General features: G+C 54.3%; 24 protein-coding genes and 2 tRNA genes. 16 read left to right on the forward strand and 10 right to left on the reverse strand.

Going from position 1 to position 26692, the window contains the following annotated elements:
• Positions 1-2464: 2464 nt before the first annotated feature.
• From RY113_RS11185 to rpmH, 8 genes are all read right to left on the reverse strand, one after another.
• Positions 2465-3478, reverse strand: a complete 1014-nt coding sequence (locus tag RY113_RS11185; protein WP_315914613.1) for a ParB/RepB/Spo0J family partition protein — start codon at positions 3476-3478, stop codon at positions 2465-2467.
• A gap of 89 nt (positions 3479-3567) precedes the next feature.
• A complete protein-coding gene (locus RY113_RS11190; protein ID WP_281268038.1) occupies positions 3568-4623 on the reverse strand; it encodes a ParA family protein in 1056 nt (351 codons plus the stop codon).
• A gap of 74 nt (positions 4624-4697) precedes the next feature.
• On the reverse strand, positions 4698-5336 hold the full coding sequence (rsmG, locus tag RY113_RS11195) for a 16S rRNA (guanine(527)-N(7))-methyltransferase RsmG (protein WP_110105707.1): 639 nt from the start codon (positions 5334-5336) through the stop codon (positions 4698-4700).
• Positions 5337-5420: 84 nt separating this feature from the next.
• Complete coding sequence (locus tag RY113_RS11200; protein WP_110105706.1) at positions 5421-5948, reverse strand: R3H domain-containing nucleic acid-binding protein; 528 nt, start codon at positions 5946-5948, stop codon at positions 5421-5423.
• Entirely contained in the window at positions 5948-6913 is a 966-nt protein-coding gene (gene yidC / locus RY113_RS11205) for a membrane protein insertase YidC (protein WP_110105705.1), read from the reverse strand. The genes RY113_RS11200 and yidC overlap by 1 nt, the downstream gene beginning before the upstream one ends.
• A gap of 18 nt (positions 6914-6931) precedes the next feature.
• A complete protein-coding gene (yidD, locus tag RY113_RS11210; RefSeq protein WP_110105704.1) occupies positions 6932-7327 on the reverse strand; it encodes a membrane protein insertion efficiency factor YidD in 396 nt (131 codons plus the stop codon).
• Positions 7324-7749 (reverse strand): ribonuclease P protein component, encoded by a 426-nt coding sequence (gene rnpA / locus RY113_RS11215; protein ID WP_110105703.1) that lies wholly within the window; start codon positions 7747-7749, stop codon positions 7324-7326. Before rnpA ends, yidD begins: the two co-directional genes overlap by 4 nt.
• Positions 7750-7804: 55 nt before the next feature.
• Positions 7805-7942: a 50S ribosomal protein L34 gene (gene rpmH / locus RY113_RS11220; RefSeq protein ID WP_044569795.1), complete on the reverse strand. Its 138-nt coding sequence runs from the start codon at positions 7940-7942 to the stop codon at positions 7805-7807.
• Positions 7943-8509: 567 nt separating this feature from the next.
• Between rpmH and dnaA the strand changes: the two genes are divergently transcribed.
• From dnaA to RY113_RS11280, 12 genes are all read left to right on the forward strand, one after another.
• Complete coding sequence (dnaA, locus tag RY113_RS11225) at positions 8510-9946, forward strand: chromosomal replication initiator protein DnaA (protein WP_110105702.1); 1437 nt, start codon at positions 8510-8512, stop codon at positions 9944-9946.
• 458 nt (positions 9947-10404) lie between these two features.
• Positions 10405-11529, forward strand: coding sequence for a DNA polymerase III subunit beta (gene dnaN / locus RY113_RS11230; RefSeq protein WP_110105701.1), 1125 nt, complete (start codon positions 10405-10407; stop codon positions 11527-11529).
• 51 nt (positions 11530-11580) lie between these two features.
• On the forward strand, positions 11581-12477 hold the full coding sequence (gene gnd, locus RY113_RS11235) for a phosphogluconate dehydrogenase (NAD(+)-dependent, decarboxylating) (protein WP_110105700.1): 897 nt from the start codon (positions 11581-11583) through the stop codon (positions 12475-12477).
• Positions 12478-12488: 11 nt separating this feature from the next.
• The gene (gene recF / locus RY113_RS11240) at positions 12489-13751 is read left to right on the forward strand and encodes a DNA replication/repair protein RecF (RefSeq protein WP_315914617.1); all 1263 of its coding nucleotides are present in this window, start codon (positions 12489-12491) and stop codon (positions 13749-13751) included.
• Entirely contained in the window at positions 13744-14334 is a 591-nt protein-coding gene (locus RY113_RS11245; RefSeq protein ID WP_373366705.1) for a DUF721 domain-containing protein, read from the forward strand. Before recF ends, RY113_RS11245 begins: the two co-directional genes overlap by 8 nt.
• 410 nt (positions 14335-14744) lie before the next feature.
• A complete protein-coding gene (gyrB, locus tag RY113_RS11250; protein WP_110105929.1) occupies positions 14745-16754 on the forward strand; it encodes a DNA topoisomerase (ATP-hydrolyzing) subunit B in 2010 nt (669 codons plus the stop codon).
• Positions 16755-16823: 69 nt separating this feature from the next.
• A complete protein-coding gene (gene gyrA / locus RY113_RS11255; RefSeq protein WP_315914620.1) occupies positions 16824-19478 on the forward strand; it encodes a DNA gyrase subunit A in 2655 nt (884 codons plus the stop codon).
• A complete protein-coding gene (locus RY113_RS11260; protein ID WP_110105696.1) occupies positions 19475-20026 on the forward strand; it encodes a DUF3566 domain-containing protein in 552 nt (183 codons plus the stop codon). Before gyrA ends, RY113_RS11260 begins: the two co-directional genes overlap by 4 nt.
• Before the next feature lie 143 nt (positions 20027-20169).
• Positions 20170-20243 (forward strand) — tRNA-Ile (locus RY113_RS11265).
• Positions 20244-20278: 35 nt separating this feature from the next.
• Positions 20279-20398, forward strand: a complete 120-nt coding sequence (locus RY113_RS11270) for a DLW-39 family protein (RefSeq protein WP_211315102.1) — start codon at positions 20279-20281, stop codon at positions 20396-20398.
• A gap of 40 nt (positions 20399-20438) precedes the next feature.
• Positions 20439-20514, forward strand: a tRNA-Ala gene (locus RY113_RS11275).
• A gap of 81 nt (positions 20515-20595) precedes the next feature.
• Positions 20596-21471 carry a DMT family transporter gene (locus RY113_RS11280; protein ID WP_315914622.1) on the forward strand — a complete coding sequence of 292 codons (876 nt, stop codon included), beginning with the start codon at positions 20596-20598 and terminating at the stop codon, positions 21469-21471.
• 61 nt (positions 21472-21532) lie between these two features.
• Here the strand turns inward: RY113_RS11280 and RY113_RS11285 are convergent, their stop codons facing one another.
• Entirely contained in the window at positions 21533-22567 is a 1035-nt protein-coding gene (locus RY113_RS11285; RefSeq protein WP_110105694.1) for a hypothetical protein, read from the reverse strand.
• Between the two features lie 110 nt (positions 22568-22677).
• Between RY113_RS11285 and RY113_RS11290 the strand changes: the two genes are divergently transcribed.
• Positions 22678-23220: a peptidylprolyl isomerase gene (locus tag RY113_RS11290; protein ID WP_110105693.1), complete on the forward strand. Its 543-nt coding sequence runs from the start codon at positions 22678-22680 to the stop codon at positions 23218-23220.
• 95 nt (positions 23221-23315) lie between these two features.
• Positions 23316-24176 carry a rhomboid family intramembrane serine protease gene (locus RY113_RS11295; protein WP_110105692.1) on the forward strand — a complete coding sequence of 287 codons (861 nt, stop codon included), beginning with the start codon at positions 23316-23318 and terminating at the stop codon, positions 24174-24176.
• A gap of 69 nt (positions 24177-24245) precedes the next feature.
• Here RY113_RS11295 and RY113_RS11300 read toward each other — a convergent pair whose 3' ends face one another.
• A complete protein-coding gene (locus RY113_RS11300) occupies positions 24246-24797 on the reverse strand; it encodes a flavin reductase family protein (RefSeq protein ID WP_315914624.1) in 552 nt (183 codons plus the stop codon).
• A gap of 599 nt (positions 24798-25396) precedes the next feature.
• On the opposite strand from RY113_RS11300, the gene RY113_RS11305 reads away from it, so the two are divergent.
• Both RY113_RS11305 and RY113_RS11310 read left to right on the forward strand, forming a co-directional pair.
• Entirely contained in the window at positions 25397-25552 is a 156-nt protein-coding gene (locus tag RY113_RS11305) for a hypothetical protein (RefSeq protein ID WP_170120927.1), read from the forward strand.
• Positions 25553-26065: 513 nt separating this feature from the next.
• Positions 26066-26674: a hypothetical protein gene (locus RY113_RS11310; protein ID WP_315914627.1), complete on the forward strand. Its 609-nt coding sequence runs from the start codon at positions 26066-26068 to the stop codon at positions 26672-26674.
• Positions 26675-26692: the final 18 nt, after the last annotated feature.

The raw sequence follows: 26692 nt of genomic DNA on the forward strand, positions 1-26692 counted from the left end.
TGTCTACGAAGTATTGAAAGTCTCGTCTATACATGGCAGAGCATCGGCAGCTAAGGCGAATGAAGCATCCATGACGAATTCCCCAAGATAAAGACTGCGCGCCTGGTACCGGCTCATTGGCTCAGTTCACCAGTACGGTCTCAGTGCCGTGGATGAAGCATGACCCGGACGGGACAAGCGGACCCTGTAAGCGAAAATATACCCTGTTACTGCGAGTTTGGAAGTTCTCCGAGTTCAATGATTCAGTACCCGTACAGCCCTGGATAAACACCGTTGACATGTTCCTCGTGAACGGCTTCACTATCAATTCTGTTAGAACGCAACGTCAGTAGCGGCTTTGAGAGGGCCGTTGTTGTTCACCTTCTCCGCAATTGGCCGGTACCACCAACCTGACCACAACTAAGTCAGCAGAAGGCCACCCTGGTACCAATGAAGTGACAAGGACCGACGCCGCACCATCAGAGAGAATCATGGATAATCCCAGCACCACATGGCTCTTACGGGTGTTCCCCTCTTCATGGAAAAGCTGCGATCCCATCCCACCACAGCGGATACGGCGTATTTGTGGACTCGCACAAGGCGTAAGGCGCGGAATCGTTTGCAGGCTATCAGTTCGCTCCGGCGGGCAGGGTAAGGAATGTGGCGGTAGACTGTAAAGCTTTCTGGCTGTTCGATTCCAACGGGTGAAAGGTCAGTCGGGATATACCGGCACAACTTACCCATTTATGACGGCCGATACGACACTCGCACCCAGGTATCCGGCGATCGTTTCGCAACCACACATCACCACCCCGCACGGGTCGCTATTGCAGAGATGGCGGCCCTACTCGGTCGCACCTACGAACAGTGCTGATAGATCCATACACATGCACTGAACTGCAGAGCTCCCGTATTTGGCTGAGGTACTGGGTAACAACGCAGCCCGGTACAACAGGGCCCATGCACAATAGACCTGACTATAAATACGGTAAGCACTCGCGCCCCCATCGCGCTCCTGAAGCGGGAGGTTGTCTTGTGGTTAGGCGGTATGTGTATCACCGATTCCATTCCGGAAGAATGCGGGCGCACCATCGAGGCGTCACGCCGCTTAGAGCTGGCCGGTTTAATTAGAAGCAGGTACTGCGTCTGATATACACGCTGGTGCATCGATCTACACCTACTAGTGTCGCTCTTTCTGAACCCCGTGCTTTTCACCTTGCCCTGGCTGAAAGCCGATGGGCACACGGTCCTGCTGGGGATACAGGAGCCAATGCCGGCCAACGCCGGAGTCGCACAAAAGAACCGGGCAGACAACTACTCCACCAAGTCATTGGGTAAGTTCTGGCCATGGGCCGGGGTGGTACTGGCACTTCCTATTCCAGCAGATCAAACAACAGCTAAGTGGCGGGAGGCCCTCTTTGCAGTCACCCATCTACTGCACAACTGGTGGCTGTCCTGCACGGGTTCATGGAGTCAGCCTAGGCCCCAATCACCCTCTGAGCACCTTTAGTCACATACCTCATGCGCAACGGGACTAGCAGAGGTCAATCTAGAGGCTCAGATCCCACGTGCGCCCTTCCGGCTTACCCCAGCAGGCCTTGTTGTGCCGGAACACCTACCAGGCCCTTAGGAGGACGCACAGCCGCCTTAATCTAGGCCTCGCATCCTAGTGGGCTCCCTCCAACCTAGATGAGAGTTGCAGTAGCTGTGTATGAGACGGGTAGATAGCCGCAAATTTGAATGGTCGCCTCTTTGCGGAATTGGACTTCGTGTTTAGCGATCCTCAGAATCACCGCTCTGGACGCTTGGCACCTGTCCCTCGTCAAACACCCGAACAACCTCGCCGCTTAAGATTGCCGAAAGGCGGACTAGCTGCTCATAAGGGGTCTTGCTAGAGACGTTTGTTTTCGAAAATACCATTCCCAAAATGTTCGTCTTGCCCGGCAATGAGACTATGTGATTTCCAAGGAGCACGCACACAGGTGCCAGCTAAAGCTATGGGCCAGGAGCACACTTGCCATCACCCTTCCTTTACGAGGGGCCCACCGGCAATACTGCACTAGATGTTCACCTCCGCAGCAAGCACCGGCCCGAGCGGACAATCGCGATTGAACATGAAGAACAAGCCCTACTCCCCGACCCCATCTCCCAAACCGGACACTCCACGCCGCAGCATAAAAACCTCGTTGTCCATTCAGCTGCGATGGCGGCCCTTACCATTCAGTAAACAGCCCAGTCTAAGCGCCCATACTTTTACACCATCCGATCCGGCGCACGAAACTAAACTTCATTAGTTTTCAAAAGATGTTTCACGTGGAACGTTGCATCCAAGTTGCATCAGCTTTCCTAAATTGACCGAATCTGGAAGCGCTGAGTGTCAGTCAAGGTCGCGATTTTTACGCTTAGGATCAATCCTGGCGAACATATCTTAAAGACGAGAGTGGCGGTGTTTCACGTGAAACACCGCCACTCTCGCTAACACTCACTAATTCGCGTCGGGACTCAAGACATCCATGATCCGGTTAAGATCCTCGACTGACGCAAACTCAATACTGACCTTACCCTTACGGGCACCGAGGGAAATCTTCACGTTCGTGTCCAGTCGATCTGCCAGCGAACTTGCCAAGAAATCAAGTCGTTCGTGACGTGGGCTAGAAGTCTTAGTTGCCGGCTTCTTTCCATCCAACGGTGCCTGATAGAGCTGCACTGCCTCTTCGGTCGAGCGAACCGACATCCCCTCGGCAATAATCTTCTGAGCCAAGTTTTCCATGGCCACCGCATCCGGAAGAGCCAGGAGCGCCCGAGCATGACCAGCAGACAACACACCGGAGGCCACCCTGCGCTGAACCAACGGAGGAAGCTTCAGCAGTCGTAACGTGTTGGATACCTGTGGACGTGAGCGGCCGATCTTATCGGCAAGCTGCTCATGCGTAGTGCCAAAATCTTCCAAAAGTTGCTGGTAGGCGGCGGCCTCTTCCAGTGGATTCAGCTGGCTTCGGTGCAGGTTCTCTAAAAGAGCATCACGTAGCAAGTTGTCATCAGTAGTTTCCCTGACAATAACGGGAATAGTTTCCAAGCCTGCGGCCAGACTCGCACGCCAGCGGCGTTCACCCATTACCAATTCGTAGGGCTGATCGCCCTTTTCAGTGGACTTGCGGACAACAATTGGTTGTAGGATTCCGATTTCACGGACTGAGTGAACCAGTTCCGCCATGTCGTCCTCATCAAAGACAGTACGTGGCTGTTTACGGTTCGGATGGATTTCGCCAACAGGAAGTTCCATGAAAGTGGCACCTGGAACTTCTACAAGTTCAACATTCTTGGCTTCTACAGGCTTTTTTACGGTATTAGTGGGAGCTACCGCTGGTTTACGGGATTTGGGCTCCGGAAAGAACAAGTCGACAGGACGTGTTGGCTGAGAGGATCCACTCTCATCACCAGATGAGTTCGGGATCAATGCACCCAACCCACGACCGAGACCCCTGCGCTTGTCAGTCATTGAGACATCCTCCATTGAATGAAACCCACGCCATGTGGGCTCTGATGAACTTTAAAGTGAATTGGAACGATTCTATGCGACTAATCGCATTAAACCGTGGAGCGCTCAGCCAGTTCAGCCGCAGCCTCAAGATATGAGAGTGCTCCAGTTGACGAAGGATCGTAAGTCATCACCGTCTGCTGATAGCTGGGAGCCTCAGAAATACGGACGGACCGTGGAATCATGGCCCGCAATACCTGCTGTGGGAAGTGCTCGCGCACATCAGCTGCCACATGAGCAGCCAAGTTTGTCCGCCCATCGTACATGGTCAGCAAAATAGTGGAGACAATCAGATCTGAATTCAGATGCTTTTGGATCATTTCGATATTCTTCAAAAGCTGACTCAGTCCTTCCAGTGCGTAGTACTCACACTGAATGGGAATCATGACCTCGTTCGCCGCACAAAACGCATTGACCGTCAGGAGCCCAAGGCTGGGCGGGCAGTCGATGAAGATGAAATCTAGCCGCGCTTCACCGCTCTTTGCCCGGAACTTAACATACTCATCTATGGCCCGGCGAAGTCGTTGCTCCCTCGCGACGAGGGATACAAGCTCAATTTCAGCACCCGCGAGATGGATGGTTGCGGGGGCACAGTACAAATTCGCAATGTCGGGGCACTGGGCAACTACTTCGGCCATGGCCACATCATTGATCAAAACATCGTAAATACTATCGATTTCCGCATGGTGAGGTATGCCGAGGGCTGTGGATGCATTTCCCTGAGGGTCAATATCAATCACCAGGACATGCAATCCTGCAGAAGCAAGTGCAGCTGCAACATTCACTGTGGTGGTCGTTTTTCCGACCCCACCTTTCTGATTAGCCACCGTCAGAATGCGCGTATGTGACGGCCGGGGAAGCTTGCGCCCCAGCAACCGTTCGCGACGCTTAGTCTCACTGACGAGCTGGCTAGCAATGGGGCTACTGTCATCGAGCTCATCATTGAGTGAACTCAAAGCATCCGCACTTGTTTCACGTGAAACACCAGCATTAGAACTTCGTTGGCGTAAATCAATTGAATTAGGTTGATTTGAGGCGTTAGAACGTGCCGACCCCAATGTCATGAACGGAGGGATCCGTTGCGAAGCTGCTTCGCTACTGGTCACGCTTGCACTCTCACTTTCTTGTGGCGATGGTTGCCAACCTCTAGCTTATCGGTTCATTCCCACAGCAGTGGGAATCAGCGCCGCTTCACCTTGACACGAACCACTGTTGTGGGCTCGTCCAGAACATCTTGCCCTGCAATAACGATCGATGTCTCATACCCACCGAGGTTTCTAAGTGTCTTGCCAGCGGTAGCAATCTCGTCTTCAGCACTCCGGCCCTTGATCGCCAAGAGTTCCCCCTCGCCACCCAAGAGCGGAATAGTCAGTGGAGCTAAAGTCTTCAAAGCAGATACTGCTCGAGCGGTAACAACTGAGCATTCAACCTTGCCAATGGCGGCTTCTGCCCTGGAGCGAATGATTTCCACATTGTTGAGTCCCAGATCCATGACGACTTCTTCGAGCCAGGTGACCCGCCGTTCAAGTGGCTCAATGAGTGTCAGGTACAGATCAGGTCGGGCAATAGCCAAACAGAGCCCTGGCAAGCCGGCGCCACTGCCCACATCGGCAACTTTAGCGCCGTCGGCAATCAGTTCTGCCACCACCGCACAGTTCAAAACGTGCCGACTCCACAAACGAGGTACTTCTCTTGGACCAATCAGCCCACGTTCAATGCCTGACGTTGCCAAATGTTCAACATATCGTTTGGCGAGATCAAGGCGTTCGCCAAAAATTTGTTCGGCCGCAAGAGCCTCTTGTGCAGTAAGTTCCACCACGATATGTGTCCTCTAAAATTTAGGTCCCGGCCGCTCCCTGAGGCAGCGGCCGGGACCGTTTGGTAGCTATTTGAAAACTGCGGCCTAATGAGCTGCGCTCACCACAATGTGACGGCGTGTGCCTTCACCTTCAGATTCGGATTCCAAACCCAGTTCGGCAATGGCGTCGTGCACAATCTTGCGCTCATAGGCTCCCATGGGATCCAACGCCACTGATTCTTGGCCACCGCTGACCAGATCTGCCGCATCCTGGGCAATCTTGGCAAGCTCTTCGTTCCGGCGGCCACGGTAGCCAGAAATGTCCAGAACAAGACGGGACCGGCTTTCCGTTGCCGAGAGAACACTCAAACGGGTCAGTTCCTGCAAGGCGTCAAGGACTTCGCCGTCCTGCCCTACCAGGCTCTGCAACGAATCAGACTCCTCATCAGCAACAATGGAGATGTAGGTCCGGCCATTACGAACTTCAATGTCGATATCGCCATCGATATCGGCAATGTCGAGAAGCTCTTCAAGGTAGTCGGCGGCAATGTCGCCTTCTTCTTCCAAGCGGCTAACACCGGGTTCTACCGGGGCGGATACTTCCTCAGGGACAAGCTGCGTTTCTTCAGGCATTATTTCTTCTTCCTGTTCTTGCGTTGTGGCTGGTTCCGCTGCCCCTTCAGATCAGGGCTCTCCGCAATAACTTCTGCCTCGACCGTCTTCTTGGATGCACCCAGCAGCGGCAGGCCCTTGGCCTCGCGGCGCTTCTGGTATTCCTTGTACGCCGGTGAGCCGGGAGTAGGCATGCGGCGGATAACGAAGAACTGCTGACCCATGGTCCACAGGTTGGTAGTGGTCCAGTAGATCAAAACACCGATAGGGAAGTTGATACCACCAATACCGAAGACCAACGGCAGTACATAAAGCATCATCTTTTGCTGCTTCATGAAAGGGCCCTGCATGGCTTCTTCAGACATGTTCTTCGACATGATCTGCTTCTGCGTGATGAACTGTGAGGCAATCATTGCCAGAATCATCACGATTGACAGCACGGCAATGGTGACCGTCAGGTTGCCGCCCTGAAACGAGGGAAGCAGGGCATCGGAAAGGCGGGCACCGAAGATGGTGGCTTCGTCAAATTGCACAACCTGCGCATGAGTCATCGCACCAATACCGATGTTCTCAGAGTTGGCCTTGGCCACGCCCGAAAGCACTTGGAAGAGGGAGAAGAAAAACGGCATCTGGATCAACATGGGCAAACAAGCAGAGAACGGGTTGGTTCCGTGCTCCTTGTACAGCGCCATCTGTTCCTGGCCCATGGCCTGGCGTGAGAGCTGGTCGGTCTTACCCTTGTACTTGGCCTGCAGCTTCTTCATATCCGGCTGCAGCGCTTGCATGCCGCGCTGTGCCTTGATCTGCTTGACGAAAACCGGAATCAATGCGGCACGAATCACCAACACCAAACCAATGATTGACAAGGTCCAGGTGATGCCCGAGGCAGCATCCATCCCCAAGGTTGTCAGAACATCATGGAAGGCAACCATGATCCACGAGACGATCCACTTGAAGGGGAACAGAATTGTATTGAAGAAGCCCATATTTCTTTATCTATCTCCTCAAGCCGCTTTGCGACTTTGCGTTTCCTGTTGCTTGGCCAGAAATACAACCGGGTGGTTCAGTTGGACAATGAGTGGCACCGTGGAAGGGTCATCCCAATCCACAACTGCCGGTGACGGAACCGGATCCAGGCCACCGGCGCTCCAAGGATGGCAGCGGATAACCCGCCGCATGGAAAACCATGTGCCCTTGACTGCGCCGTGAACAGTCACAGCCTCCAGTGCGTAGGCTGAACATGACGGAAAAAACCGGCACACCTGCCCATAAATGGGTGAGACGACGCGCCGGTATAATTTCAAAACGATAATGAGAATGTTGCGGGGAACATGCCACAAGAAACGTGCGACGGCGCCGAGTAGGCTGGGCGCACGCCCTTGAGTTTGTGAGCTGCTCACAAAACATCTTCTCCTTTTGACTCATGTGCCTTGTCAACTGATGGTGTTGAAATTAATGGCGAAGAGCCTGCTGCACTGTCCCGTAAACGGGTCGATGCAGCGAAGAAGGCCTTTCGATAGTCCATGACAAGGTCGTTGAAGGAAGCCTGCGCTGAAACGGGCAAAGCGCGCACAACTACATTGACCCCGTAAGGATGCTGCTTAATTGTCTCAACAACAATTTCCCTCAGTCTCCTCTTAACGAGGTTGCGGGTCACAGCGTTCCCAACAGTCTTCGCCACAATGAACCCAACTTGGCTGGGTGCATCCGGAGAAGTGGACACCATATATAACACTAAGTTCCGGCGTCCATTTCGGACGCCGGAACGTACAGTATGTGAGAAGTTGGCGGAAGTCCGCATTCTATTCTTGGTGGCTAGCACCTTGCGATCAACCGCTACTTCTATAAGGCTCGACGAATCGTCAAGCAGCTATTGTTTAGGCCGACAGCTCTACGCGACCCTTGGTGCGGCGTGCTGCCAAAATGGCGCGGCCGGCGCGGGTGCGCATGCGTAGGCGGAAGCCGTGCTTCTTGGCACGACGGCGGTTGTTCGGCTGAAAAGTCCGCTTGCTCACGGTAGTTACTCCAAGACAATCAAAGATGCGCCTTGCCCGTAACTAACAGGTAAGAAAGGGGTCGACGCTAAGTATATGGATGCCTGTTCCTTTCCACTCCTCATTTATGGGGAGTGCACGCCGGGGCGCAAAACAGACACATGGGACTTCACAACGTTAGGTCACGCAACACCTGTCAGTCAAACCGGAGTATGAAGACTTCAGCGCCACGGAGGCGAATTGTCCCTGTTTGGGTCCTCGGAATCCTGAAAAACAGCTTATAAACGCTTCATCCACAGCTGTGCATAACTAAGTGGACAACTTCTGTGGATGAGGTGCGCAGGAGGGCGCTGCTGTGACATTTATCCACAAGCACTTTCTCTCGCTATCTTCTGGCTCATCCATCCTCTAGGCTAGGCCAGTGGCAAGTTATCCACCGATGTGTATAACTCTGTGGATTACTCAGTTTGAGTGGGTCTGCGCTCATAAAAAAATTTGGTTTTATGTGTGTAACTGAAGTCACGTACACGGTGTGTGTGAATTGCGAAATTTTCGGCTCTTGAGTCGGCAGTAAGGATGGAACGGTCAATGAGCACTGAGGACATCAATGACGTTGGCAGCTCCTGGCGACGAGTCATTCGAATTCTTGAGCAGGACGAACGTGTTTCTCCGCGGCAACGCGGATTCGTAGTTCTGACACAGCCGCAGGGCCTGATCGGAAACACCTTGTTGGTGGCGGTCCCCAATGAACTCACTCGTGAAGTGCTGCAAAACCAGCTTCATACAGCGTTGAGCGATGCTTTGGCCCAAGTCTTTTCCGAGGAAATCAGTTGCGCCTTCAGTGTCAACGCTGACCTGGTACCTCCTGCTAAGGAAGAAGAAACTGTTCCCGCGCAGGTTCAGGTTCGTGCTGATAGCCCGGCTCACCATGAACCCGTGGAGCACATCTCTAAGCCTTCTCCCATGTTGCCGAGCACGTCACAAGAATTTGGCCGGCTCAATCCGAAATATGTTTTTGACTCTTTTGTGATTGGTGCTTCCAACAGATTTGCCCATGCAGCGGCAGTTGCCGTGGCTGAGGCACCGGCCAAGGCCTATAACCCGCTGTTTATTTACGGCGATTCCGGTCTGGGAAAGACTCACCTCTTGCATGCCATTGGTCATTATGCGCGCCGCCTCTACACAGGCATCCGGGTTCGGTATGTGAATTCTGAGGAGTTCACTAATGACTTCATCAACTCCATCCGGGACGATGAAGGCGCCAGCTTCAAGCAGCTGTACCGCAATGTGGACATCCTTCTGATTGATGACATTCAGTTTTTGGCCAATAAGGACGCTACGCAAGAAGAGTTCTTCCATACCTTCAATGCGCTTCATAACCACAACAAGCAGGTAGTTATCACCTCGGATTTGCCGCCCAAGCGTCTCCAGGGTTTCGAGGAGCGCATGCGTTCCCGTTTTGAGTGGGGCTTGCTAACAGACGTTCAGCCCCCTGAACTCGAGACTCGGATCGCGATTTTGAGGAAAAAGGCTATTGGAGAAGGGCTTTCTGCACCGGATGACGCCTTGGAATACATCGCATCGAAGATCTCCACAAACATTCGGGAACTTGAAGGCGCACTGATTCGTGTAACAGCGTTCGCGAGCTTGAACCGGCAACCAGTAGATGTTGGGCTTGCAGAGCTGGTGTTGAAGGACCTGATTACTGACGATGGGGCCCAGGAAATCACGTCCACTGCAATCCTTGGCCAGACGGCTGCCTACTTCAACATTTCTCTAGAAGAGCTGTGCAGCAAGTCGCGGACCCGCACCCTGGTTACAGCCCGGCAAATTGCCATGTACTTGTGCCGTGAGCTGACTGACATGTCTCTTCCCAAGATTGGTCAGGAGTTTGGCGGGCGGGACCACACCACGGTGATCCATGCAGACCGGAAGATCCGGGAATTGATGGCTGAGAGACGCGCCATCTACAACCAGGTAACTGAGCTCACCAACAAGATTAAACAGCAGCAGCGCGAAGGGTAACCCGCGGAGCGGGGAAAAATTCTGAGAAATTAACAGGTGTGGATAAGCCTGTGGATTACTCAGGCACAACCTCCCCAACCTGCGGATAACTACCTGGTTGCCTGTGGATCATTAAAAGCCCTCAAAAAGTTCTCCACCGTTCCCCACACCCCAAAACGGGACAGCCTCACAACCTGTGCACAGGCAACTTCTGCGAAATCACGTGCTGAAAGGCACTTATCCACAGTATCCACAGGACTTATTAACACTACGAACTACAAGAATCTTTCGTTTCAAACAACATTTACCTTTTATCCCATCCGGCCCTGCCCAGGGCAAAGACCAATGTCCAAATGAACTTCCCAAGGCGCTAAGCTGTCTCCAAGGATGTAATTTCAACCTTGGTGTCTGACCCCTTCGGACAGGTCCACCGGGAACCCTTAAATTTTTTTTCGTACATTGAAAGGCGGCACCCTTACGTGAAGTTCCGAGTCGAACGGGATGTTCTGACCGAAGCAGTCAGCTGGGCCGCACGTTCCTTGTCTCCCCGGCCTCCTGTCCCGGTCCTCTCAGGCCTGTTGCTAAAGGCCGAAGCCGGTACCTTGAGCCTGTCCAGCTTTGACTACGAGATCTCGGCACGGTTGCAGATACCAGCAGATATCTCCGAAGAAGGAACCATCCTTGTTTCCGGGCGTCTTTTGGCGGACATCTGCCGAAGCCTTCCGGCCGCTCCCGTTGATGTAGAGACCGACGGCAACAAGGTGACTTTGACTTGCCGTAGCAGCCGCTTTCATTTGGCCACCATGCCTGTCAACGACTACCCGGAACTTCCTGCTCTTCCAGAAATTAGTGGAACGGTGGACGGCGAGGCTTTTGCTCAGGCTGTTTCCCAGGTCATTATTGCCTCGAGCAAGGATGACACCCTTCCCGTTCTGACCGGCGTCAAGATGGAAATTGAGGGTGATCTGATCACTCTCTTGGCCACTGACAGGTACAGGTTGGCACTGCGGGAAGTGCGTTGGAACCCTTCAACGCCCAATATTTCTGCCGCCGCTTTGATCAAGGCAAAAACTCTCAGCGAAGTGGCCAAAACTCTTGGCAATGCTGGAAACATCAACATTGCCTTGTCATCCAACAGCGAACTCATCGGCTTCGAAAGTGGCGGACGCCGCACCACCTCCCTGTTGGTTGATGGAGAATATCCCAAGATTCGGTCACTATTCCCGGACACCACTCCCATTTATGCAACAGTAGAAACCCATGCCTTGGCCGAAGCTGTTCGTCGAGTTTCCCTGGTTGCTGAAAGAAACACGCCAGTACGGTTGATTTTCACTGATGGTCAGCTCACCCTCGATGCGGGCACTGGCGAGGATGCACAGGCGTCGGAGAACCTGGAAGCAGCACTTGTGGGCGATGAAATTACTGTTGCATTCAACCCGCACTACCTCAGTGAGGGTCTGAATGCCTTCGACAGCAAGTACGTTCGGTTCTCCTTCACCTCGGCACCAAAACCAGCCATGATCAATGCCCAAGATGATCTTGACGGTGACCGCCGGGATGAGTACCGCTACCTGGTAATGCCAGTGAGGTTGCCTTCCTCGTAATTTCGATTTTGCCGCCGTTCTAGCCCATTCCCACGGAAGAGAGTAAATATCATGCATATTGGACTTGTTGGACTTGGAAAAATGGGCTTCAACATGCGGGCCCGTTTGCGTGCAGCGCAGATCGAAGTCACCGGATTTGACCAAAACCCCGAGGTCAGTGATGTCACTACTTTGACTGAACTCGTGGCAGCAGTTCCGGCTCCTCGCCTGATTTGGGTCATGGTTCCTTCCGGTGCCGTTACAGAATCAGTGATCACAGATCTTTCAGGACTTCTCGAACCAGGAGACCTTGTGGTTGACGGCGGGAACTCACGATTCACGGAAGATCAAAAACACGGTGAATTGTTGCGCGGCAAGGATATTTCCTTCATCGATGTTGGTGTTTCCGGAGGAGTTTGGGGTCTGAGCAATGGTTATGGGCTGATGGCTGGCGGCGCGTCGGAAGATGTAAGCCGAGCCCTACCCGTGTTTGACGCACTCCGTCCTGAGGGGGAAAGGGCCGACAGTTTTGTCCACGTTGGTGGCATTGGAGCCGGCCATTACGCAAAAATGGTCCACAACGGCATCGAATACGGACTGATGCAGTCCTACGCTGAGGGTTACGAGCTCCTCGCCAAGAAGGATATTATTCAGGACCTGCCAGGAACATTCCGGGCTTGGCAAAAAGGCACCGTAGTACGTTCCTGGCTGCTGGATTTGATGGTCAAAGCGCTGGATGAGGATCCGGGGCTGGAGTCCATTGATGATTATGTAGAAGATTCTGGCGAAGGCCGGTGGACCGTAGAGGAAGCCATTGCCAACGCCGTACCAGCTCCCGCCATCACGGCAGCTCTCTTCGCCAGGTTCTCCTCTCGCGAGGATAATTCTCCAGCCATGAAAATGGTTTCTGCTCTGCGTCACCAATTTGGTGGGCATGCGACAAAACCAGCCAGTCCCAGCAGTGAATAAAACTACTTTCTATGTACCTTGAGCATCTTTCCCTGACGGATTTCCGCAGTTACGCACAGGTGGATCTGGCGTTGACACCCGGAGTCACTGTCCTTGTAGGTTCCAACGGATTGGGTAAAACCAATCTGGTGGAATCGATCGGATATTTGGCCACGCTCTCATCCCACCGCGTTAGCCAGGATGCGCCCCTTTTACGCTTTGGTACTGACCGGGCGCTCATCCGGGCCCAGTTGGTGCGGGCCGAACAAAAAGTCATAGTTGAAGTTGAAATCAACGCGACGCGAGCCAACCGTGCCCGGATCAATCGGGCCAATCCGGTGCGGGCCCGGGATATTCTTGGTATTTGCCGCACAGTGCTTTTTGCACCGGAGGATCTGGCCCTGGTCAAGGGTGATCCTGGTAACCGGCGCCGGTTTCTTGACGATCTTTTAGTAGTTCTGTTACCAAAACATGCAGGTACCCGCAGCGATTATGACAGGGTCCTCAAGCAGCGCAACGCGTTGTTAAAATCAGCGCGTTCTCAACATTTTTCTCGTTCCGGAGTTTCCGAGTCTCATCTTGCAACGCTGGATGTGTGGGACGAGCACATGGCTATGGCCGCTGCGGGATTGCTCCTTGCCCGGCTAGATCTGCTCAACCGTTTGCGCCCCCACCTGGCACAGGCTTACGCAGAATTGACTGACGGTTCCAAAATTTTGCGGGCACTTTACCGCAGCAGTCTTGACCAGATCACCATATCCGGGCCGCCGGAATCGCCCCCGCAAGAAGAGCACGACGACGCCACCTACAGTGCATTCGGGGAACCAACCGGAGGTGTGCTGCCAGAGGTTCTTGACGGCGAAGACTTATCCCTATGCCCTGTGGAGGAATTGGCGCAACGCTACAGAACCGTATTGACGGCATCGAGGACCCGCGAACTTGAACGTGGAATGTCCCTTGTGGGGCCCCATCGTGATGAGTTGGATCTTCTTTTGGGTAACGCACCGGCCCGCAGCTATGCCTCCCATGGAGAATCGTGGTCCATTGCCTTGGCTCTGCGGCTCGCCTCTTTTCACGTGTTGGATGAGGACAAACATGTGGCGGGGAATCAGCCAATCCTGATTCTTGACGATGTTTTCGCTGAACTGGATGCACAACGACGGCGCAAGCTTGCCTCGATGGTAGGGGCAGCCGAACAAGTTCTGGTCACGGCCGCGGTGGGAGCGGATATTCCCGAGGAATTGTCAGGATCAACCATCCAGGTGATTCCCGGCGGCGTGATGAACCATGACTGAGGAGTCTGTGGCAGATTCGGGTAGGGACCTCACAGGCAAAATAAGTAGTATGGCAGCGGCTAAATCTGATCATGACACCGAAGTGGATGCGGCCCAGGCAGCCCTGAACCGGATGCGTGCCATCGCAAAAAGCCGCGGTGAACTGCGAATTTCGCGAGGGCGTCTTGGTGAAAAAACAACCCCCAGAAGTAAAAGGAAACCGTTTCTCGATGCAAAGTATGGTGGCGGAAGGGATCCCCAGGGGCTTGGAAATGTTGTTAGCAGGCTGGTTTCTGACAGAGGGTGGAGCTCTCCTTTAGCCGTTGGCTCCGTCATGGCTCAGTGGGATGATCTTGTTGGTCCGGAAATTGCCGCTCATTGCCGTCCGGAGAGCTTTGAAGCCACCACCTTGCATGTCAGATGTGATTCCACCAGTTGGGCAACCCAGCTACGGCTTCTCTCCCTATCCCTGTTGGCAAAGTTTGATGCCGAGTTGGGACACGGCGTGGTGACAAAGATTATGGTTCTGGGCCCGACTGCCCCGAGTTGGCGAAAGGGTTACCGCACCGTGAAGGGCCGTGGACCCAGGGACACTTACGGATAATGTTGCTTTCTTGGCGGGAGCGTGCAAGGCGCTGTAGGGCGATTGAAACCCCATTAGCCGTACATCTCCTTAAAGAAGGCTCAACAATTGCGTCCTAAGGCGCTTTTCTCGCGTTTTAGGGCACGTTGAGGCGTTATATAGCCGTGGTGCAAGGTAGAATTGGACTACAACCGTCTCTCCGCGGCGCTGTGGTAGCTTTTAGCATTCGTTGAGAGCGGCATTTATGTGCCTTCCCCAAGGAACGAATGCAGGGCAGTTCACTGTTTCATGCGCGTTCAAAAGGTGGCAACCACGCTGAACAACCAAAGGGGTCGAACGCGCCTGTGACGACGAACAATTCGGATAGTGCCGTGAATCCAGAGCCGGAGAATACTCCAGAAGGTGCCTCTCCGATTTCGGAAGTATCTGCCATGACAGCAGACACCAGTCACTACGATGCAAGTGACATTACTGTCTTGGAGGGTCTGGAAGCAGTCCGGAAACGTCCTGGCATGTACATCGGTTCCACAGGTTTGCGTGGCTTGCACCACCTTGTCTACGAAGTAGTGGATAACTCTGTGGATGAAGCCCTTGCCGGCTACTGCGACCACATTGAGATCACCCTTACCGCCGAAGGCGGCGTGAAAGTTGTTGACAACGGTCGAGGAATTCCCGTTGACATCCACCCCACAGAAGGCAAACCCACGGTTGAAGTGGTTATGACCATTTTGCATGCTGGAGGTAAGTTTGGCGGCGGCGGTTATGCCGTTTCCGGTGGCCTGCACGGTGTGGGCATTTCCGTAGTTAATGCCCTTTCCCGCAGGGTTGAAACTGAGATCCGGCGCCAAGGTTACGTATGGCGTATGAACTTTGCCGACGGCGGTAAGCCCCAAGGCACCCTGATCAAGGGTGAAACCACTACGGAAACAGGCACCACACAGACGTTCTACCCAGATCCGGAGATCTTTGAGTCGGTAGAGTTTGAGTTTGAAACCCTGCGGGCACGGTTCCAGCAAATGGCTTTCCTGAATAAGGGCTTGAAGATCACACTCTCAGATGAGCGTGTAGCCGAGGTTCTTTCGGATGAAGATTTGGATCTTGATGCGATCCCTGAAGGCAAGGACATAGTCACTGGTAAACGTGTAGTTGTTTACCAGTACAAGGACGGACTGCTCGATTACGTCAAGCACCTGAACACGTCCAAAAAATATGAGCCCGTTCACGATGATGTGATTGCTTTCGAAACTGAAGATTCCGCGCGGAGTATGGCTGTTGAAATCGCCATGCAGTGGACAACGTCCTTCTCAGAGAGTGTGCACACATACGCCAACACGATCAACACCCATGAAGGCGGAACCCATGAAGAAGGGTTCCGGGCCGCCATGACGTCTCTGATCAACCGGTATGCACGGGAAAAAACCATTATTCGGGAAAAGGATGACAACCTCACAGGGGACGACATCCGTGAAGGACTCACAGCCGTTATTTCGGTCAAGCTTTCCGAACCTCAGTTTGAGGGCCAGACCAAGACCAAGCTGGGCAACTCAGAGGTCAAGGGCTTCGTGCAACGCGTTGTTACTGACGGGCTCGGCGATTGGCTCGAACGCAACCCCGGTCCAGCCAAGGACATCATTCGTAAGGCCATCCAGGCATCACAGGCCCGTATGGCTGCCCGAAAGGCACGCGAAAACACCCGCCGTAAGGGTTTGTTGGAGTCAGGCGGCATGCCAGGCAAACTTAAGGACTGCCAGTCCAAGGATCCTGCGCTGTCTGAAATTTATATTGTGGAGGGTGACTCGGCCGGTGGTTCAGCCGTGCGCGGGCGAAACCCCCACACGCAGGCTATTCTTCCCTTGCGTGGAAAGATCCTGAACGTTGAACGGGCCCGTCTTGACAGGGCACTGGGCAACGCTGAAGTCCAGGCCATGATTACTGCCTTCGGCGCCGGCATCGGTGAGGACTTCGATGTAGCGAAGGTTCGCTACCACAAGATTGTGCTCATGGCAGATGCAGATGTGGATGGACAGCACATCACTACCCTGCTGCTGACACTGTTGTTCCGCTACATGCGTCCACTGATTGAAAACGGCTACGTGTACTTGGCCCAGCCTCCGCTCTACCGGATCAAGTGGTCCAACGCTGCACACGATTACGTGTTCAGTGACAAGGAACGCGACGCAGCATTGGCCGCAGGAGCCGCTTCCGGACGCCGTATCCCCAAGGACAACGGCATCCAGCGCTACAAGGGTTTGGGTGAAATGGACTACACGGAACTGTGGGATACCACCATGGATCCTGCTCACCGCACGCTGCTTCAGGTAACCATGGACGACGCCGCTGAAGCCGACCAGATTTTCTCCATCCTCATGGGTGAAGATGTGGAATCACGCCGCAACTTCATCCAGCAAAACGCCAAGGACGTCCGGTTCCTCGATATCTAGAACAGCCCGAGCATGGCCCTCTAGAAATAGTTCGAACCAGACATATATTGGGAATGGAATATAAAAATTATGAGTGAAGAAACACCCCAGAATCCTCAAGAACCCGCAGTAGATGACAGCACTACTGAGGTCATTGAGGGAAGCTTGATGCATGACAAAGTAGAACGAATTGATCTCCAAGAGGAGATGAAGCGTTCTTACCTGGACTATGCCATGGCCGTCATTGTGGGCCGTGCTCTCCCCGATGTCAGGGACGGGCTCAAGCCTGTTCACCGCCGTGTCCTCTACGCCATGTTCGACGGCGGATACCGCCCCGAGCGCTCTTTCAACAAGTGCGCCCGCGTGGTTGGCGAAGTGATGGGCCAGTACCACCCCCACGGTGACTCAGCCATTTATGATGCTCTGGTTCGCCTGATCCAGGACTGGACCATGCGTTACCCGTTGGCTCTGGGCCAGGGTAACTTTGGTTCCCCTGGAAACGATGGTGCTGCCGCACCTCGTTACACGGAGACTAAAATGGCGCCGCTGGCCATGGAAATGGTCCGCGATATCGATGAGGAAACTGTCGATTTCCAGGACAACTACGACGGCAAGAATCAGGAACCAACCATCCTGCCGGCACGTTTCCCCAACCTGCTGGTCAACGGATCCTCAGGTATCGCCGTCGGTATGGCCACCAACATTCCCCCACACAACCTGCGTGAAGTTGCCGAGGGTGTCCAGTGGTACCTGGCCAACCCGACAGTGGGACGAGAAGAACTCCTCGAAGCTCTAATTCAGCGCATTAAGGGACCCGATTTCCCCACCGGTGCACAAATTTTGGGCCGCAAGGGTATTGAAGATGCCTACCGTGCAGGCCGTGGCTCCATCACAATGCGTGCCGTGGTCAACGTTGAGGAAATCCAAGGCCGCACCTGCCTGGTGGTCACCGAGCTGCCTTACCAAGCTAACCCTGACAACCTAGCAATCAAGATTGCCGATCTTGTCAAGGACGGCAAGATCTCCGGGATCGCCGATCTCCGTGATGAGACATCTGGCCGTACAGGTCAGCGCCTGGTTGTTGTCCTCAAGCGTGATGCCGTGGCCAAGGTAGTCCTGAACAACCTGTACAAGCACACACAGCTGCAGGAAAACTTCAGTGCCAACATGTTGGCCATTGTTGACGGCGTGCCCCGTACCCTGCCGTTGGACGCCTTCATTCGTCACTGGGTTACCCACCAGATGGATGTCATTGTCCGCCGTACCATGTTCCGACTCCGTAAAGATGAAGCGGAGCAACACATCCAGCGAGGCTTGCTGAAGGCGCTGGACGCCCTCGACGCCGTCATTGCCTTGATCAGAGCATCATCAACTACTGAGGAAGCCCGCGACGGCCTGATGGCCCTGCTGGACATCGATGAAATCCAGTCCAAGGCCATCCTTGACATGCAGCTAAGGCGTCTGGCTGCCTTGGAACATCAGAAGATTCAAGATCGCAGCAATGTCTTGACCCAACAGATCACCGAATATAACCGTATTCTGGCCTCGCCCGAGGTTCAGCGCGGCATTGTCAGCGAAGAGCTGGCGGAGATCACCGCTCGCTTTGGGGATGACCGCCGCACAGAAATCATGATGGGTTACGACCCCAACATGAGCATGGAAGATCTCATTCCTGAAGAGGAAATGGTGGTCACCATTACCCGTGGCGGTTACGTCAAGCGCACCCGTAGCGACAACTACCGCACACAGCACCGTGGCGGCAAGGGCGTCAAGGGCGCGCAGCTGCGCGGGGATGACGTCGTGGAGCACTTCTTTGTGACAACCACCCACCATTGGCTGCTGTTTTTCACCAACCTGGGCCGCGTCTACCGTGCAAAGGCTTATGAGCTGGCCGAGGCGGGACGTGATGCCAAGGGACAGCATGTAGCCAACTTGATGGCTTTCCAGCCCGATGAGAAGATCGCCCAAGTCATGGAGCTCAAGGACTACCAGCAGTCTCCATACCTGGTTCTGGCAACCAAGAAGGGTCTGGTCAAGAAGACTTCACTGGAGGATTACGACACCAACCGTTCGGCCGGTGTCATTGCCATCAACCTGCGTGACGGTGACGAACTTGTCTCCGCGCAGCTGGTCTCCGACACCGACGATCTGCTGTTGGTCTCCCGCAAGGGTCAATCCATCCGCTTTACTGCCACAAATGAGGCGCTGCGGCCCATGGGCCGGGCAACATCTGGTGTTACGGGCATGAAGTTCCGTGACTTTGATGAACTTCTTGCCGCCAATGTGGTCACTGATGATTCCTTTGTGTTTATCGTCACAGAAGGCGGCTATGCGAAGCGAACAGCTGTTGAGGAATACCGTCTGCAGGGACGAGGCGGTCTGGGCATTAAGGTTGCCAAGCTGGTGGAGGATCGCGGAGACCTGGTCGGAGCACTGATTGTTCAAGAAGATGACGAGGTTTTGGTGGTCATGGGCGGCGGCAAGGTGGTACGTTCCAACGTCTCGGAAGTACCCGCCAAGGGACGCGACACCATGGGTGTCATCTTCGCCAAGCCGGATAAGAATGACAAGATCATTGAGGTTGCTCGCAACAGCGAACGAGGCCTTGAAGAAGATGAAGAAGCCGCGGAAATTGAGGCCTCTGAAACCCCTGAGACCGCGATTAATGGCTCTTTAGAGGGAAAGCAACAAAATGATGAAGTACCGTTAACGGGTCATGACGGAACAACTGGAGGCACAGATTGAGCACCAATAACCCGATTCCGCGGCCAGGGTCCGCACCAAGGGTAGGTGCACCTGCCCGCCCCGCCCAGCGCCCCACAAGCGCCCCAGCGACTGCTGGAGCCGTTGGTGCGAAGCGGCCTGTAACCAAGACGCCTGCGCCGAAGTCACCCCCGTCGCTGGTCAAGCCAGCACCCAAGGCAAAAGCACGCCGCGCCCGTCTTCTGGTCAGCAAAATTGATCCCTGGTCCGTCCTGAAGATGGCGTTCCTGCTCTCTGTTGCCCTCGGTATTGTGACCGTAGTTGCAGCCATTGCGCTCTGGTCAGTGCTGGACACCATGGGCCTGTTCGGCACTGTAAACGACTTCGTCAATGAGATTCAGGGCAAGGAGGGCGGGGTCCCGTTCGATCTCCTGTCAATCATCTCGTTGGGGCAAGTGGCATCCTTTTCAACCATAGTTGCAGTTGTTAACGTTGTGCTCTTGACCACACTTTCCGTACTTTCTGCGGTTTTGTACAACATCTCGGCCACTCTAGTGGGCGGAATCGGTGTCACCTTGACTGATGACTAATCAGTCAAAAACCGCGGATTATCGCGAAAAAAGGCGTTAAAAGATCAAAATCGGCGGGTTCTGCAGACCCGCAGGAACCGCCGATTTTGGAATTTGGGATTGTGTGCGGTAAAGTTTTGTCTCGGCCCGGTGAGGGTCAAGTAGGGCGTATAGCTCAGGCGGTTAGAGCGCTTCGCTGATAACGAAGAGGTCCCTGGTTCAAGTCCAGGTACGCCCACGGAACCCTACGGTTCTTGTAAAGGATGGTGCATTATGAAGAAGTTGCTGATTTTGATCACAGCTCTGACTGCGGCAGTATTTTTGAACAGGAAGTGGCGGGAATCCAAAGTTGTGAAGACAACCTGGAGCAAGGCAACTGATTCGTTAGTGTGAATCTTTTGGTTCTGTTTCAGATATACTGAATTATCCTCATGGGGGCATGGCGCAATTGGTAGCGCACCTGCTTTGCAAGCAGGGGGTTCGGGGTTCGAGTCCCCGTGCCTCCACCATGAGAAACAACCCCGGTCATCAGACCGGGGTTGTTTTTTTATCAGCACAACGGCATTGTCCCCTTGCCCTACGCTTGAACAGTGATAATTCTTTTGGCCTTTGTGGGCATTTTGGGCGTTTCAGCCTCCGGACCCATCATGGCCGCCACTATGGCCCCCGCCCTGACAATCGCCTTGTGGCGCAATGTTTTTGGCGCCCTGGTATTGGGAACGCCCACAGTGATCAAGAATCCGGGATTATTTAAATCCCTGACCCGGGCGGAATTGAAATACACGGTTATTGCGGCAACAGCACTAGCCTTCCACTTTGCCTGTTTTATCACCGCAGTGAAGTTGACAAGCGTGGCGGGCGCAACGGCCCTAGTCTGCTTGCAGGCGGCGTGGATTGCGCTCTTTCAATGGATCCGCGGAATGAAGCCACCGAAGCCGGTACTGCTGGGACTGGGCACTGCGCTGCTGGGCGTAGCGGTTATCACAGGGTTCGACATAGGGGTTTCGCCGCAGGCGCTCATAGGCGACGTCTTGGCGGTGGCAGGAGGCATCCTTGCCGCCATCTACACCCTGGCCGGTTCAAAGGCCCGCAAGACCCTCTCCACAGGGGCCTACTCGAGCCTTTGCTACGGCCTGTGTTCGGTCATCCTGCTGGCGTTGTGCCTGGTGTTTCGCCAACCACTTTTGAATATCCCGCCGGAGGCGTGGTGGGGCATTATTGGCGTCACAGTGGCAGCCCAGATATTTGGCCATACCATCTTCAACTATTTGCTGGCCACCATTTCTCCCCTTGTGGTCTCCATGATGATCCTCGTAGAAATACCAGGGGCGGCACTTTTAGCCGGTTTCTTCCTTGACGAGCAGCTACCACCGGGAACGTATGCGGGCCTGGCCTTAATATTGGCAGGGCTGGCTGCGGTGATTCTGCGGCAGGGCCGCAGCGGCCTAAAGAAAACAACGGCCTAAAAAAGAGGAGAGGCCGGGAGTAAAACTCCCAGCCTCTCCGTGAAACAAACTGCAATAAAACCTACTTCTTGGGATCCTTCGGCTTCGGCGAAGCGTCCTCCACGGCGCTGGAAGCTGCATCCAGCAGCTTCGCGGCCGCATCCTTGGCATCGGAAGCGGCATCAACCACATCGTCCTTTACTGAAGCGCCAGCCTCGGCAACTTCTTCGGCCCCGGACTTAACCGCATCCTTCGCCTTCTGCACCACAGTGTCAGCGGGCTCGGCAACCTTGGTGTCAGCGCCGTCGTCCGCGGGAACGGGAGAAGGAACTACTGCCGGTGCAGGCGCAGGTGTTGGCAAAGTAGCAGCAGGCGCCGGCGCAACAGGTTCCGGTGTCTTCCAGGGATCGGCCACAGGCTTGGATGCCTTCCATGCGGCAACGCCTGCAGCGGTAGCCGCGACAACCACGCCAACTACAATCCAGGCTCTCCCGCTGCGCTTTTTCTTCTTCGAAGCCTTTGTCATTTCCGCAGCAAATTTCTTGGCGGCCTCAGCGGCAGCCTTCTCGGCTTTAGCCACGGCTTTCTTGTTCCCTGTCAGTTTCGCTGCAACGAGCTCCACTTGGGGCGACACCTTCGAACTCTCAAGGGCTAGTTCAACGGCGTGAGCTGCTTCGCCCAGCTTTTCTGCGAGGAGGGGAAGGAAGTCATCCACAACTTTGTCTTTGACACTGGTGATGGCCGGAGCCGTCTTCTCCAAAGCTTCATGAATGCGCGGGGTAGCTTCATCAACGGCATCGGAAATACGGGGTGCCAGCTTTTCAATGCCGTCCTGAATCTTGGGGGTCACAGCTGCAACGCCGTCGGCAGTGTATTGCGCGGCTTTGCGTAATCCGTCCTGAACAATCGGCGAGGCATGCTCAATGCCTTTTTCAATCCGGGGAACAGCCCAACTGAGAGCTGCCTCAACACGAGGTGTTGTCCAGTCCTTAGCATTCTCAACGTGGGGTGCTACCCATTCCCGGGCATTATCCACACTGCTATTCAATGAATCTTCCAAACCTTGGGTAAAGCGGTCGACCTTCTTCACGTTTCCTCCAGATGTCAGCAGTTCCATCTTTTAGCCTACGTCTAGTGGAGCCCTGTTGCTATCATTTGCCAGTTCGCCGGGCGCGGAATGCGAGGTCCTCTCAGAAGATTCTCATGGACACGTGGCAGAATATGAATATGACTGCTATCCCAACCGCAAAAGCAACTATCAGCACTAGCCTTGGCGACATTGAGGTAAACCTCTTTGGAAACCATGCTCCTAAGACAGTGGCAAACTTCGTTGGCCTGGCCACCGGGACTATTGAATGGACCCACCCGGGCAGCGGCGAGAAGACCAACGCGCCCCTGTACAACGGGACAATCTTCCACCGCATTATCAAGGACTTCATGATCCAGGGTGGGGATCCCTTGGGCCGTGGCGTTGGTGGCCCCGGCTACCAGTTCGATGACGAGATCAACCCGGATCTGAACTTCAACGATCCCTACAAGTTCGCCATGGCGAATGCTGGCACCCAGGGTGGCCGTGGCACTAACGGTTCACAGTTCTTCATCACCACGGTCAACACCAGCTGGCTGCAGGGTAAACACACCATCTTCGGTGACGTCACGGACCAGGCCTCACGCGCCGTAGTTGACGCGATTGAAGCTGTTGCCACGGGCGCAGGCGACAAGCCGCGCGAGGATGTTGTCATCAACTCCGTCACCGTCGAACAGCTCTAATCAGCGCTTGACCCTTCTGGCTTTGGTTGCCGGGAACCTTTCTGGTTCTCGGCAACCAAAGCCTTCCTTATATACCCTCAATTAGGATCCCTCCCATGAGTTCTGCATATCCGGTCCCGGAATCCGCCACTGGCGCTCCCGTCTGCCCACGGCACCCTGACAGGGTTTCCTATGTGAGCTGTCAGCGGTGTGGCCGGCCAGCGTGCCCGGACTGCCAACGCAGTGCTGCTGTGGGGATTCAGTGTGTGGATTGTGTGAGGGCTGCTACGAAGGCGGTTCCCTCCCGCAAAACCATGTTCGGAGGCGTCGCCCGAGCCGGGCGGCCCGTTGTAACCATCACGATGATGGTCCTTTGCGTGGCAATGTTCGCCCTTGACTGGGCCATCCCCAAAGACTTCATCTTCCAGAATTTTGCCTATGCCCCGTTCCTGACTGAATCTGAACCGTGGCGCATGGTGACCTCCGCCTTCTTGCACTCAACGAACATCATGCACATCGCCTTCAACATGTATGCCTTGTGGATTCTAGGTAACGCCCTGGAGCCGGCCTTTGGCCGCGTTCGCTTCCTTGCCATCTACCTGGTCAGTGCATTTGCGGGATCTGTTGGCGTGCTCTTACTCTCCCCCATCGACACCGTTGTTGTAGGTGCCTCAGGGGCAGTCTTCGGTCTTTTCGGAGCTCTCTTCGTCGTTCAGAAGAAGCGCGGTGGCGACCTTCGTCAGATCGTTGTGCTGTTGGCGATTAACGCAGCCATTGGATTCTTCATCCCGAATATTGCTTGGCAGGCACACCTAGGTGGGCTGATCGCCGGCGCCTTGTGCACCGTTGCGGTGGCCTATGCCCCTGCCAAGAAGCGCAACCTCATCCAGTGGGGCGGAATCGCCGCGGTGGTGTTGATCCTCGTTGGCCTCACACTTTACAAGGTCTCCACCTTCCCTGCCTTTGTCATCAGCTAAAGTTTGCCGCAACGCCCCGCTTACCTTTCGGTTAGGGACTGAGCTTGCGTTGAGCAGCCCTTATCACCTTTAAGGTTTGAGCCGGCGGTAGTCCCCGCCATAGTGAAGCAGAGGCGAAACCTCCTTGTTCCAGGGAGCATCTTCACCCATCGAAAGAACATTTCCCACCACCAACAGATGAGTTGCAGCCTCGTGGATGGCAGTGGTTTCCACCTCAAAGTAGGCAAGGGCCCCTGCGATGATCGCATTTTCAGTGACCTGGCTGCGCCTAAAATCGATCTGGTTTAACAGCCCCTCGATTGGTGTACCCGGGCTGGCAAGCCAGTTCGCCTGCGATTTCTGCTCCGCTGTGAGCAAGGACAAAGCCCACGATCCGGCATCTGCAACTGCCTGCGCAATCCGTGAGTCAGCGTAGAGGCTGACCAGCAATGTCGGAGGCTCAAAGGACACTGACAGATAGGCGGTCACTGTGGCGGCATAATCGCGGTTGCGCAGTCGAGTGCTGATGATGGCCACAGATCCTGCCTGTTCTGCGCTGAGCCGTCGGTACTCATCGATGGCATCTTGTGTAAGTTGCTGTGGGAAAACTCTGTGGATGTCGAGGGGATCAGGTAGTTCCATAGCTTCATGCTTGCACGTTTTACAACGTTATCCACATAGATGTCCACACGTGGGCATAACTTACAGAGCTGTAGTTCTAGTAGTTTTATCTTCGTCGAATATGCACTTATCCCCAGGTTTATGCACACTGGGTATAAGTTACACACATGTAATTCCACAGCTGTGGATTACTTTTCTGACGCGGTTAAAATGATCTCAGCTCGAATCCGCCGCAAAGTTATCCACTTCTGTGGATAACTTTGTGAACAACTAGGTATAACCTCACTTTCGAAGATGGCTTGTGGATAGTTCGAAGATGTTTTCCACGTCGGTGGATAAGTATGTGGGTTGTGGGAAAAAGTTATCCACAGTGTGGAGAAGTCTGGGGATAATGTCGCAGAGGCGCCGGGTTCCTACACTTGTGTAGGTTCCCAAGCTATTTCTGACTTGTCCCTGTTTCATATCACCAGCCGTTGGCTCGGTGGTTGGCAGCAAGAAAGGGGCCTCCTGACTACGGGCTGTTTGTGCGTCCCGGAAGGGGAACCTTGCAGAATCACTGGGCGAAGCGTCCTGATGCACACAGGGCCCTGACTACAGACGTGATCTGATGGCAGTCTCCGATGAGCGCGAAGTGGTCAAGGGCTAATGCAGCTAACATGAACAGCGGCGCCGGGCGCATCGCACTCATCGCCATTGTGCTGATGGTCGCGGGAGTCGGCATCATCCGTCTGGTGCTCGGCCTAGGCCCGTCCAAGACCGGACTTCCGAGCAAGTGAGGCTCAGGGGTACACGTCTAGGTTTATCCCGGGTATGTTGGATCAACAGTTACGGAGGAACCATGCCTAGAGTCAGCAGAAGTGTGATCAGGGCCAGTTCCAGACTTGTTGCAGGTTGCCTCGGCATGGGAATCGGCTGGATTATCTGGTCGACACTGTGGGCTCAATTCACCACGGAGATATCTTCATCGAGCATTGAATCAGTTCGTGATTCGGGCACGTTTGGCTTCATGTGTGGACTCCTTGCAGCATTCCTTGTTGTGGGATGTGGCCAATTGCTCTCTACTTTGGCTGATCAGGCGGTAATTCGGTTAAGCCGTACCACAAATAAGAACTCAGGTGTTTGCGCTTCGTAGCCAATGGCCATGAGTTTCTGGCCACCAGTGGCCACTTTGAGGAAGCCATACCAGCGCTGCGTTCGGCGGCTGGAGTACTTGCTGACTATGATCCTTGGTCAGTTTCGCCAACACTTTGTCACAGCTGGCCTATTCCCTTGCCATGCGCGGAGATTTAGTGAGTGCACAGGCCCAACTCTCACAGTTGGCTTCGCTGAACCGGCGCAGCGGAAAATTCCATGAGCTTGAAGCATCTGCCTATGCAGCAGTGACACAGTTCATCACGGGCCAGAACAAATTGGGATTGGCCAGATTGCGCCACCTGCAAAGGGAGTGCCTTAACCGCGGCTATGCCGGCATTGGGCTGACAGTTCTGTCCCTGCTGGTGCGTGTTGGGGACATAGCCTCGATTCCCGCCCTGGCAGAAATTGCCTCCGGGGTGGAATCAGGCAGCCGGGAATTCTTCATGGAATGGTCAGGGGCTATGGTGTCCCAAGATCCCACCGATCTAGAACATGCCAGTTCCGTGGCGAAGAAATATGGCTTTGACCTGACCGCCGTCGAGCTGGCAACCCATGCACTGAATAGGTTCCATGACAGTGGAAAAGTACACAAAAGCATGAGAACCGCCAACAAGGTAGTGGCCATGCGTGAACAGCTGCCAGGGTTAGTGTCAACGGTTTTCACTTCGATTGAAAAACCTAAAATGACCCGTAGGGAACATCAAATTGCGCTATTTGTGGCACAGGGTGAGTCAAACAACTCCATCGCTACCCGGCTTCAGTGAGGTGTGTCAAGGATCTGG

Origin of the sequence: Arthrobacter sp. lap29, assembly GCF_032458965.1 — a bacterium.
Lineage (GTDB): Bacteria > Actinomycetota > Actinomycetes > Actinomycetales > Micrococcaceae > Specibacter > Specibacter psychrochitiniphilus.

Coding starts and splice junctions, on each gene's coding strand:
- gnd (WP_110105700.1), top strand. CDS start 11,581: ATGCATATTGGACTTGTTGGACTTGGAAAAATGGGCTTCAACATGCGG.
- RY113_RS11200 (WP_110105706.1), bottom strand. CDS start 5,948: ATGCCTGAAGAAACGCAGCTTGTCCCTGAGGAAGTATCCGCCCCGGTA.
- RY113_RS11270 (WP_211315102.1), top strand. CDS start 20,279: ATGAAGAAGTTGCTGATTTTGATCACAGCTCTGACTGCGGCAGTATTT.
- dnaA (WP_110105702.1), top strand. CDS start 8,510: ATGAGCACTGAGGACATCAATGACGTTGGCAGCTCCTGGCGACGAGTC.
- RY113_RS11185 (WP_315914613.1), bottom strand. CDS start 3,478: ATGACTGACAAGCGCAGGGGTCTCGGTCGTGGGTTGGGTGCATTGATC.
- recF (WP_315914617.1), top strand. CDS start 12,489: ATGTACCTTGAGCATCTTTCCCTGACGGATTTCCGCAGTTACGCACAG.
- RY113_RS11305 (WP_170120927.1), top strand. CDS start 25,397: ATGAGCGCGAAGTGGTCAAGGGCTAATGCAGCTAACATGAACAGCGGC.
- yidC (WP_110105705.1), bottom strand. CDS start 6,913: ATGGGCTTCTTCAATACAATTCTGTTCCCCTTCAAGTGGATCGTCTCG.
- RY113_RS11245 (WP_373366705.1), top strand. CDS start 13,744: ATGACTGAGGAGTCTGTGGCAGATTCGGGTAGGGACCTCACAGGCAAA.
- RY113_RS11290 (WP_110105693.1), top strand. CDS start 22,678: ATGACTGCTATCCCAACCGCAAAAGCAACTATCAGCACTAGCCTTGGC.
- RY113_RS11300 (WP_315914624.1), bottom strand. CDS start 24,797: ATGGAACTACCTGATCCCCTCGACATCCACAGAGTTTTCCCACAGCAA.
- RY113_RS11295 (WP_110105692.1), top strand. CDS start 23,316: ATGAGTTCTGCATATCCGGTCCCGGAATCCGCCACTGGCGCTCCCGTC.
- gyrB (WP_110105929.1), top strand. CDS start 14,745: ATGACAGCAGACACCAGTCACTACGATGCAAGTGACATTACTGTCTTG.
- RY113_RS11285 (WP_110105694.1), bottom strand. CDS start 22,567: ATGGAACTGCTGACATCTGGAGGAAACGTGAAGAAGGTCGACCGCTTT.
- gyrA (WP_315914620.1), top strand. CDS start 16,824: ATGAGTGAAGAAACACCCCAGAATCCTCAAGAACCCGCAGTAGATGAC.